A 10,465-nucleotide genomic window follows, 5' to 3' on the forward strand; every position below is an offset into this window, starting at 1 on the left:
ATGGGGACCGACCAGACCCTGCGACTGGACGCCGGCGGCGCCATCGACCGCTCCCGGCCCGTCGAGTTCGTCGTCGACGGCGCGCCGGTCACCGGCTACGCCGGCGACACCGTCGCCTCCGCGCTGCTCGCCGCCGGGCGGGCCCGGGTGGGCGACTCGATCTACCTCTCCCGGCCCCGCGGCATCCTCACCGCCGGTGTGGAGGAGCCCAACGCCCTCGTGCGCATCCGCGGCGACTACGACGAGTCCATGCTGCCCGCCACCACCGTGGAGGTCAGCGACGGCCTGGACGTCACCCTGCTCACCGGGATCGGCGTGCTCGACCAGCGCAAGGACCCGGCCGAGTACGACACCATGAACGTCCACACCGACGTCGCCGTCGTCGGCGCCGGCCCCGCCGGCCTGGCCGCCGCGCGGGCGGCCGCCGCCACCGGCGCCCGCGTGATGCTCTTCGAGCAGGACTTCCTGCTCGGCGGGTCCCTGCTGGCCGACTCGGGCGAGACCGTCGACGGCGTGCCCGCCGCCGACTGGGTCGCGACCGTGCGCGCCGAGCTCGAGGCCGCCCCCGAGGTCACGGTGCTTCCCCGCACCGCGGTCTTCGGCAGCTACGACGGCAACTACCTCATGGCCCTGGAGAAGCGGGGCGAGCAGTTCGGCGGCACCCCCCGCCCGGGCGTCTCGCGCCAGCGGGTCTGGCGCGTCACCGCCGGCCGGGTGGTGCTGGCCACCGGGGCGAGCGAGCGGCCGATCGTCTTCGCCGACAACGACGTCCCCGGTGTCATGCTCGCCTCCGCGGTGCAGACCTACCTCGGGCGCTACGCCGTCCGGGCCGGCCGCGCCGCGGTCGTGTTCACCACCAACGACTCCGCCTACGCCACCGCCCACGCCCTGCGCGAGGCCGGCGCCGCGGTGACCGTGGTCGACGCCCGCGAGGCCTCCGAGCCCTCCGCGGCCCGCGACCGCGCCCTCGCGGCCGGGCTGGCGGTGCGCTCCGGGGCCGCCGTCGTCGGCATCGACGGCACCACCGCCGTCGAGGCCGCCTGGGTCGCCCCGGTCGACCCCGACGGCCGCCCCACCGCCGCGGCGGAGCGGGGCGCGGCCGACCTGGTCGCCGTCTCGGGCGGCTGGAGCCCGGTCGTGCACCTGCACAGCCAGCGCCAGGGCGCCCTGGTGTGGGACGACGCCCTCGCCGGCTTCCTGCCCGGGGAGCCCGTCCGCGGCCAGCACCTGGCCGGGGCGGTGACCGGGACCTACTGGACGGAAGGGTGTGTCGAGGAGGGCCGCCGGGCCGGCGCCGCAGCCGCCGCCGCGGCCGGGTTCGACGCCACCGACGGCGCCGAGGCCGCCGCCGCGGACGACGCCGGCATCACGCGCGCCGAGCGGCGCGCCCGCGCCGGCGCGACCCGGCAGCTGTGGATCGTCGAGGGCCGCGATGGCACCTACGACACCCACGTCGTCGACCCCGGCCGCGACCAGACCGCCGCCGACGTGCTCCGCGCGACCGGCGCCGGCATGCGCTCGGTCGAGCACGTCAAGCGCTACACCTCCATCGGCACCGGCCTGGACCAGGGCAAGATCGCCGGCGTCACCACGATCGGCATCCTCACCCGGGCGCTCGCGGACGGGACCGGCGAGCGGGTGTCGCCCGGGGACATCGGCACCACCACCTTCCGGGCCCCGTTCACCCCGGTGGCCTTCGCCGCCCTGGCCGGGCGCCACCGCGGGGACCTGTTCGACGCCGCCCGCACCACCCCGGCGCACCCGTGGCACGTCGCCCACGGCGCGCGGTTCGAGGACGTCGGGCAGTGGAAGCGGCCCTGGTACTACCCCCAGGACGGCGAGGACATGGACGCCGCCGTCGCCCGGGAGTGCCGCGCCGCCCGCGAGGGCGTGGCGTTCATGGACGCCACCACCCTGGGCAAGATCGAGATCCGCGGGGCCGACGCGGGGGAGTTCCTCAACCGCGTCTACACCAACGCCTTCAAGAAGCTCCCGGTGGGCAAGGGCCGCTACGGGGTCATGTGCACCCCCGACGGGATGGTCTTCGACGACGGCGTCACCCTCCGGCTGGCCGAGGACCGCTACTTCATGACCACCACCACCGGCGGGGCCGCCAAGGTCCTCGACTGGCTCGAGGAGTGGTCCCAGACCGAGTGGCCCAACCTGGACGTCACGTTCACCTCGGTGACCGAGCAGTGGGCCACCACCGCCGTCGTCGGCCCGCGCTCGCGAGAGGTGATCGCCCGGATCGCCCCGGACCTGGACGTGTCCAAGGAGGGCTTCGGCTTCATGGAGTTCCGCGAGACCGTCCTGGCCTCCGGGATCCCCGCCCGCATCTGCCGGATCACCTTCTCCGGCGAGCTGGCCTTCGAGGTCAACGTCGCCACCTGGTACGGGCTGAAGGTCTGGGAGGACATCGCCGCCGCCGGCGCCGACCTGGGCATCACGCCCTACGGCACCGAGACCATGCACGTGCTGCGCGCCGAGAAGGCCTACCCCATCGTCGGGCAGGACACCGACGGCACGGTCACCCCGCAGGACCTGGGGATGGACTGGATCGTGTCCAAGACCAAGGACTTCATCGGCAAGCGGTCCTATGCCCGGGCCTCGCACGCCGAGGGCGGGCGCAAGGAGCTGGTCGCCGTCCTCCCGGTCGACACCGCGCTGCGGCTGCCCGAGGGCACCCAGCTCGTCGAGCCCGACGCGCTGGGTGGCTACACCGGCGAGGGCCTGCCCGAGCGGCCGATCCCGATGCTCGGGCACGTCACCTCCAGCTACCACAGCCAGGCGCTGGGCCGCACGTTCGGCCTGGCCCTGGTCAAGGACGGGCGGGCCCGGGTGGGGGAGACCGTGCTGGCCTCCTTCGGCGGGCACTTCGCCGAGGTCCGGATCGACGAACCGGTGCTCTACGACAAGGAAGGAGCCAGGCGAGATGGCTGACGTGCTCACGCTGGCAAGCGACCCCACCACCCGCCGCGCCCAGGTGCTGGCCCACCGGCGCAGCCCGGCCCACCACCTCCACGAGGAGATGACGGCCGGCTCCGGCGACGCCGTCGCGCTGCGCGAGGTCCCGTTCCTCACCCAGGTCGCCCTGCGCGCCGAGCCGGGCACCCCCGGCGGCGACGCGGTCGAGGCCGCGCTCGGCGCGGCCCTGCCCCGCCGGGTCGGCGAGGTGACCGCGGGCGCCGGCGGGCTGGCCGTGCTGTGGCTGGCCCCCGACGAGTTCCTCGCCGTCGCGCCCGACGAGGCCGAGTCCGGCGTGCTCACCACCGAGTACGCCGGCCGGCTCGCCGCGGCGCTGGGCGAGCGGCCCGGGCAGGTGGTCGACCTCTCCGCCAACCGGACCACGCTGGAGCTGTCCGGCCCCGCCGCCCGCTCGGTGCTCGACAAGGGCTGCCGGCTCGACCTGCACCCGCGGGTCTTCCCGGTCGGCGCCGCCGTCGCCACGCAGCTGGGCGCCACCCCGGTGATCCTGTGGCGCACGGCCGAGCAGACCTGGCGCGTGCTCGTGCGTGCCTCCTTCGCCACCCACACGGTGCGCTGGCTGCTGGACGGGATGCGGGAGTACGCCTGATGGCCCTCTCCGCCCTGGACCTGTTCTCGGTCGGGATCGGTCCGTCCTCCTCACACACCGTCGGCCCGATGCGTGCCGCGCAACGGTTCGCCGCCGGGCTGGCGGCGGACGGGCTGCTCGAGCGCACCGCCCGGGTGCGGGCCCAGCTGTTCGGTTCGCTCGGCGCGACCGGGCACGGGCACGGGTCCGACCGGGCGGTGCTGCTCGGGCTGGAGGGCGAGGTTCCCGAGACGGTCGACACCGACCATGCGGTGGCCCGCGTCGCCGCGCTCAAGCAGGACCTGAGCCTGCGCCTGGGCGGCACCCACCGCATCGCCTTCGACCCCGACGAGGACCTGGTCCTGCACCGCCGCAAGGCGCTGCCGGCCCACCCCAACGGGATGACGTTCGAGGCGTTCGACGACGGCGGGGCGCTGGTGCGCGAGCGCACCTACTACTCGGTGGGCGGCGGCTTCGTCGTCGACGACGAGGCCGCCGGGGCGGACCGGATCGTGGAGGACGCCACCGCCCTGCCCTACCCGTTCCGCACCGGCGCGGAGCTGCTGCAGCGGTGCCGGGAGTCGGGCATGTCCATCGCCGGGGTCATGCTGGCCAACGAGCTGAGCTGGCGCACCGAGGAGGAGCTGCGCGCGGAGCTGCTGGCCATCTGGGACGTCATGCAGCAGTGCGTCGAGAACGGGTGCACCCGCACCGAGCAGACGCTGCCGGGCGGGCTGAAGGTGCGGCGGCGGGCCCCGCGGCTGCGCGAGCGGCTGCGGGCCCAGGAGGCCGAGGCCAGGAAGGACGGCGGGGTGATGACCGACCCGTTGTGGGCCATGGAGTGGGTCAACCTCTACGCCCTGGCGGTCAACGAGGAGAACGCCTCGGGCGGGCGGATCGTCACCGCGCCCACCAACGGGGCGGCCGGGATCATCCCCGCGGTGCTGCACTACTACACCCGGTTTGTCGACGGGGCCGACGACGACGGCGTGGTCGAGTTCCTGCTCACCGCCGCCGCGATCGGCATCCTCTTCAAGATCAACGCCTCGATCTCCGGGGCGGAGGTCGGCTGCCAGGGGGAGGTGGGCTCGGCCTGCTCCATGGCCGCCGCCGGCATGTGCGCCGTCCTCGGCGGCACCCCGGAGGAGGTCGAGGACGCCGCCGAGATCGGCATCGAGCACAACCTCGGGCTGACCTGCGACCCGGTCGGCGGGCTGGTGCAGATCCCGTGCATCGAGCGCAACGCGATCGCCTCGGTCAAGGCCATCAACGCCGCCCGGCTCGCCCGGCAGGGGGACGGCTCCCACAAGGTCAGCCTCGACCAGGCGATCAAGACCATGCGCCAGACCGGCGCGGACATGAAGATCAAGTACAAGGAGACCTCCCGTGGCGGCCTCGCTGTCAACGTCATCGAGTGCTGAGGCGGCGGCCGCGACGGGCGACGTCGTGGTCACCACCGCGGCGCCCGGCCCCGCGCGGACGGCGGGGGCCGGGGTGCCGGTCGGACCGGGCTACGTGCTCACCCTGGACTGCCCCGAGCGGCCCAACCTCGTCCACGCCCTGACCGGGTTCCTCATGCGCCACCACGGCGACATTCTCGAGCTCAAGCAGTTCGACGACTTCCGGGCCGGGCACTTCTTCCTCCGGGTGCACTTCGTCGTCGGCCAGGCGCACCCCGACCCGGGCGTGGACGGGCTGCGCACGGCCTTCGCCGGCCTGGCCACCGAGCTGGGCGCCCGGTTCACCATCCGGGAGGCGGGGGCCAGGACCCGGGTGCTGGTCATGGTGTCCCGGTTCGCGCACGCCCTCAACGACCTGCTCTTCCGCACCCGCACCGGCGACCTGCCGGCCGAGATCGTCGCCGTGGTGTCCAACCACCCCGACCACCGCGACCTCGTGGAGTGGCACGGCATCCCGTACTTCCACGTCCCGGTGACCGCGGCGACGAAGCCCGAGGCCGAGGCGCGCCTGCTGGAGCTGGTCGACGCCCTCGACGTCGAGCTCGTCGTCCTCGCCCGCTACATGCAGATCCTCAGCGACGACCTCGCGACGCGGCTGACCGGGCGGGCGATCAACATCCACCACTCGTTCCTGCCCAGCTTCAAGGGCGCCCAGCCCTACCACCAGGCCTACGAGCGCGGGGTCAAGACGGTCGGCGCCACCGCGCACTACGTCTCCTCCGACCTGGACGAGGGGCCGATCATCTCCCAGCAGGTCCAGGACGTCGACCACGCCTTCGGCCCCGAGGAGCTGGTCGCCGCCGGCCGGGACACCGAGTGCAAGGCCCTGTCCAACGCCGTGCGGTGGCACTGCGAGGGACGGGTCTTCCTGCACGGCAACCGGACCGTGGTGCTGCGCTGAGCCGCTGACCGCTCCGTGACCTCGGGCTGAGCGCACCCGCCTGGCGCGCCATGATGGGGCATCATGACTGCCCGTCCCACCACGCCGCGCGACGGCGACGGCCCGATGTTCCCCTTCCGCACCGTGGTGCTCGGCGCCCTGCTGCCCTCGCTGGTCTTCGAGATCGGCGTGGGAGCGATGCTTCCGATCATCGCCCCGACGGCGGTCGGCCTGGGCTCCAGCCTCGCCGTCGCCGGGGCGGTGGCCGCCATGCTGCCGGTGGGGCAGATCGCCGCCGACCTGCCCGCCGGGGCGCTCGCCGCCCGGGTGGGCGACCGGCGGGCGATGATCCTCGCCGGCGTCGTCGCGTCCCTGGCGTTCGCCGGGGCGGCGGCGTCGTCGAGCCTGCTGCTGCTTGCCGTCGCCGTGCTGGCCACCGGCGCGGCATCGGCGGTGTTCAACCTCGCCCGGCAGTCCTACCTCACCGAGATCACCCCGCCGCTGCGCCGAGCCCGGGTGCTGTCCACCCTGGCCGGGGTGCACCGCATCGGGCAGTTCCTCGGCCCGTTCGTCGGCGCCGCGGTGATCCACGGCGGCGACCTGCACCACGCCTACCTCCTCGGCGCGGTCACCGCCGTCGCCGCGACCGTCACGGTGCTCTTCGCCCGGGACGAGACCGAGCGGATCGGGGTGCCGGTCTCGGGCACCCTCCGCGAGCGCGCGGCCGCCGCGCGCGAGGCCCGCCGTGCGCACACCGCGCCGACGATGGGGCAGGTGCTGCGCGAGCACCGGGACGTGCTGCAGACCCTGGGGGTGGCCGTGCTGCTCGTGGGCGCCGTGCGCGGTGCCCGGCAGACCGTGCTGCCGCTGTGGACCGAGCACCTGGGCTTCGACCCCAGCACCACCTCGCTGATCTTCGGGCTCGCCGGCGCCGTCGACATGCTGCTGTTCTACCCGGCCGGGAAGGTCATGGACCGCCGGGGCCGGCTCTGGATCGGCATCCCGTCGATGATCGTCATGGCCGTGTCCATGGTCCTGCTGCCCTTCACCACGACCCTGACCGCCGTCGCGGTGGTGGCCGGGCTCATGGGCCTGGGCAATGGCATGGGCTCGGGGATCCTCATGACCCTGGGCTCCGACGTCGCCCCGGCGCACGCCCGCGCGAAGTTCCTCGGGCTGTGGCGGGTGCTGCAGGACGGCGGCATGGCGCTGGGACCCTTGGTCGTCTCGGCCGGCGCCGCCCTCGGCTCGCTCGCCGCCGGCATCTGGGTGACCGGCGCCCTCGGCTTCGGCGCCGCCGGTGCCCTGGGCCGGTGGGTGCCGCGGTGGTCGGTGCACGCCAACCGCACCACCCGGCGCCGGGCCGGGATCCACGCCTGAGACCGACGGGGCTCGCCGACACCCCGGTCCGGCACGTCGGGACTGGCCCCCAGGGGAAACGAAGGCAGTCTTCGCAACTTCTCGGCACGGTGCGCCCCAGGGGCCCCGCAGTGAAACTCTCCGGCGTAGGGGCATCGAGCCTCACCCAGGGTGATCACCGCTGAAGCCGCCGTAAGCCGATGATCTGAGCCGTCGGCACCCGCCGTCCCTGCCTCCACGGCCGACGGCGCCTCACCCTTGCGTCACCCAGACACGACCCTGATCCACCCCGCAGGATCATCCGCCGATCATCTGTCTGTTCTGGACGGTATGGGACCTCCGGCCCGGTTTTCTGGCCCGCAGCGTACAGATTTCGCTGCACCAGTCATCCGGCGCACGCGACGCGTGAGAGGACCCCTATGTCTCGTCCAGCCCAGTCCCGTCGTCCGAGTCTCCTGGCCCCGCTCGCACGGCGAACGGCGGTGGCGGTCGCAGCGGTGGTGGCCATGGTGGCGACCGCCGCGGTCGGTGCCGTGCCCGCCACGGCGGTCCCCGTCGCCGACGTGCCACCGAACGCGGCCGACTGGGCGACCACCCCGTATTCGCCGCTCCCGCCGGCCGAGGTGGCCGTGGACAACGAGCTGGATCTGTCCTTTGACGGCGTCGACGGCGGACTACGTACGGGTGCGGACGTCGGGACCGGGTTCACCATGGTCCAGCCCTCGAGCGCCGATCCGACGTACTACCTCCCGGAGAACCTCGAGGTCGCGGACGGCCGGCTCACGGTGACGGCGACCAAGGGGATCGCCTACACCAAGCCCGGAGGCAACTCCTCGGGACTGGTGAACCAGCAGGAGAACACCCTGGGCGTCGGGGTCGACACCACCGACACCAACCTGCGCTTCACGACCACGCTGACCAGCCCCGCCGCGGCGACCAGCTCCGCCCAGGCGGGGCTGTGGTTCGGGCCCGACGACGACAACTACGTCAAGCTCGCACTGGTCGCCTCCAGCACGACCAGCCGGCAGATCCAGCTCGCCCGAGAGATCGGCGGCGTCATGGCCACGGGCAGCGCGACCGCGCCGACCGCGGACCAGGTCATGGTCGACACCACGCAGGCGGCGCTGGGGACGCAGCCGATCACCCTCACGCTCGACATCAACACGCTCGCCGGCACCATGACCGGCCACTTCCGCGTCGGTGACGGCGCCGAGCAGACCGTCGGCACGCTCGAGCTCCCCGCGACGTTCCACAACGGCAGCCTGCTCAAGGCGACGATGCCCGACGTCACCTCGTTCGGCGGCCTGTTCGCGACGAAGCGCAACATGGCTGAGTCGGCCGCGCTGGCGTACTCCTTCGACAGCTTCTCGCTGACCGAGACCGACTCCGAGCCGCCGGCGGCGCCGACGGGGCTGACGGCGACCGGTTCGCAGGGGCAGGTCGAGCTGGCCTGGGACGCCTCGGACGTCTCCTCCGACGTCACCGGCTACCGCGTCTATCGCGGCGCCTCGGCCCCCGTCGCGACGACCGGCAACGGGATCGGCGGCTCCGCCCTGCTCACCACGCCGAAGCTGACCGACACCGGTGTCTTCATCGGCAGCAGCTACCACTACGCCGTGGTCGCGGTCGACGCCGCAGGCAACATCTCCGCGCCCGCGGAGATCGACGCGACCGTGCCCGCCGTCGACGGCGAGGAGATCACGAAGGTCAACTTCCAGACGGCCGCCGCTCCCGTCCCGGCGGGCTACACCGCGGACACCGGCCTGCCCTACGACGCCGCCCGCGGCGCCGGATGGACCAATGCCACCTCGGGTGCCCCGCTCGACGTCTCGCAACTGACGCGGCTGCGGTCCGGTGCCGGCGTCACGACGGACCCCAGGCTGGCGACCATCGCGCACATGCAGCACACGAGCATGACGGCGGCCGGCGCCTGGCGCTACGACCTCCCGAACGGCACGTACACCGTGGTCGTCGCCGTCGGTGACACCGGCTCCGCCGGCGGCGGGGGGTACGACAGCACCCACGTGATCCGGGCCGAGGGCACGCCGATCGTCGACCGCTTCGTGCCCTCCTCCGCCCGTGAGTACGACGAGGCCGTCGGCACGGTGGAGGTCACCGACGGGTCGCTCACCATCGACCCCGTGGGCGGCAGCAACACCAAGATCGCCTACGTCGAGATCTACGGCCAGGGCGAGGAGACGCCGGCGGCGCCCGCCGCCCCGACCGGGCTGATGGGCACGGCCGCCGACGGCGGCGTCGTCCTCGACTGGAGCGCCTCCGAAGGCGCGACCGGCTACGACGTCTTCCGCGCCACCGAGCCGACCGTCCCGACCGACGGCGCGCCGCTCAACCCCGCGCCGATCACCGACACCGCCTTCGTCGACCAGAGCGTCGAGCCGGGTCAGACGTACTACTACGCCGTGGTTGCCCGGGGCGAGGGCGGCGCGTCCGCGCCCTCCGCCGTTGTCGAGGTCGTCGTGGACGACGCGTCGGTGCCGCCGGCCGCCCCCGCGGACCTCACCGCCGACGCGACGGACGACGGGGTCCAACTGACCTGGACCGTCGTCGAGGGGGCCGCCGGCTACGCCGTGTACCGATCGACCTCCCCCACGGTGGAGACCGAGGGAGAGCCGCTCAACGGCACGCCGGTCGTCGGCACCAACTACCTCGATACCGCCGTACAGGCCGGCGGGACCTACTACTACGCCGTCATCGCCCTCGGCGAGGACGGCACCCGGTCGGAGCCGTCGACGACCGTGGAGATCACCCTCACCGAGGAGCCGACGGGGCCGGGCGTCCCGACCGGGCTCGACGCCCAGCTCGTCGGCGACACGGCGCAGCTGACCTGGAACCCCGTCGCGGGAGCCACCGGCTACCACGTCTACCGCTCCACCACCGAGCCGGTCGCGGTCGACGGCGAACCGCTCAACGGCGCCGCGCCGCTGACCGCGGCCGCCTACACCGACCTCACCATCGCGGCTGGCACCACCTACTTCTACGTGGTGGTCGCCCTCGACGGCGACGGGGTTTCCTCCGCACCGTCCAACCCGGCACGCGTGGTCGTGCCCGACCAGATCGACGCCTGCGCGCCGGGGCAGTGGTCGGCGGCGTACTTCGAGGGCACCGAGCTGGCGGGTGCGCCGGCGGGTCGGGAGTGCGTGGACGCGATCGACGTGGACTGGGGGAGCGAGGGCCCGGCGGGTGTCGGGTCGG

5 protein-coding genes and 1 pseudogene are annotated in these 10,465 nt (G+C 73.9%); all 6 read left to right on the plus strand.

Going from position 1 to position 10,465, the window contains the following annotated elements:
• On the plus strand, positions 1 to 2,940 hold the full coding sequence (locus tag GD970_RS18685) for a 2Fe-2S iron-sulfur cluster-binding protein (protein WP_152204418.1): 2,940 nt from the start codon (positions 1 to 3) through the stop codon (positions 2,938 to 2,940).
• On the plus strand, positions 2,933 to 3,574 hold the full coding sequence (locus GD970_RS18690; protein WP_152204419.1) for a sarcosine oxidase subunit gamma: 642 nt from the start codon (positions 2,933 to 2,935) through the stop codon (positions 3,572 to 3,574). The genes GD970_RS18685 and GD970_RS18690 overlap by 8 nt, the downstream gene beginning before the upstream one ends.
• Positions 3,574 to 4,974, plus strand: a complete 1,401-nt coding sequence (locus GD970_RS18695) for an L-serine ammonia-lyase (RefSeq protein WP_152204420.1) — start codon at positions 3,574 to 3,576, stop codon at positions 4,972 to 4,974. The genes GD970_RS18690 and GD970_RS18695 overlap by 1 nt, the downstream gene beginning before the upstream one ends.
• 73 nt (positions 4,975 to 5,047) lie before the next feature.
• Positions 5,048 to 5,914 carry a formyltetrahydrofolate deformylase gene (gene purU, locus GD970_RS18700; RefSeq protein ID WP_226925458.1) on the plus strand — a complete coding sequence of 289 codons (867 nt, stop codon included), beginning with the start codon at positions 5,048 to 5,050 and terminating at the stop codon, positions 5,912 to 5,914.
• Between the two features lie 63 nt (positions 5,915 to 5,977).
• Positions 5,978 to 7,273: an MFS transporter gene (locus tag GD970_RS18705; RefSeq protein ID WP_152204421.1), complete on the plus strand. Its 1,296-nt coding sequence runs from the start codon at positions 5,978 to 5,980 to the stop codon at positions 7,271 to 7,273.
• A 461-nt stretch (positions 7,274 to 7,734) separates the two neighbouring features.
• Positions 7,735 to 10,465: pseudogene (locus GD970_RS18710) on the plus strand (hypothetical protein); the annotation flags it as partial.

Source organism: Georgenia thermotolerans (genome assembly GCF_009193185.1).
GTDB classification, from domain to species: Bacteria; Actinomycetota; Actinomycetes; order Actinomycetales; family Actinomycetaceae; genus Georgenia; species Georgenia thermotolerans.

Excerpts from the sequence above, each read along its gene's own strand:
- GD970_RS18690 (WP_152204419.1), top strand. The coding sequence starts at position 2,933 with ATGGCTGACGTGCTCACGCTGGCAAGCGACCCCACCACCCGCCGCGCC.
- GD970_RS18685 (WP_152204418.1), top strand. The coding sequence starts at position 1 with ATGGGGACCGACCAGACCCTGCGACTGGACGCCGGCGGCGCCATCGAC.
- GD970_RS18705 (WP_152204421.1), top strand. The coding sequence starts at position 5,978 with ATGACTGCCCGTCCCACCACGCCGCGCGACGGCGACGGCCCGATGTTC.
- GD970_RS18695 (WP_152204420.1), top strand. The coding sequence starts at position 3,574 with ATGGCCCTCTCCGCCCTGGACCTGTTCTCGGTCGGGATCGGTCCGTCC.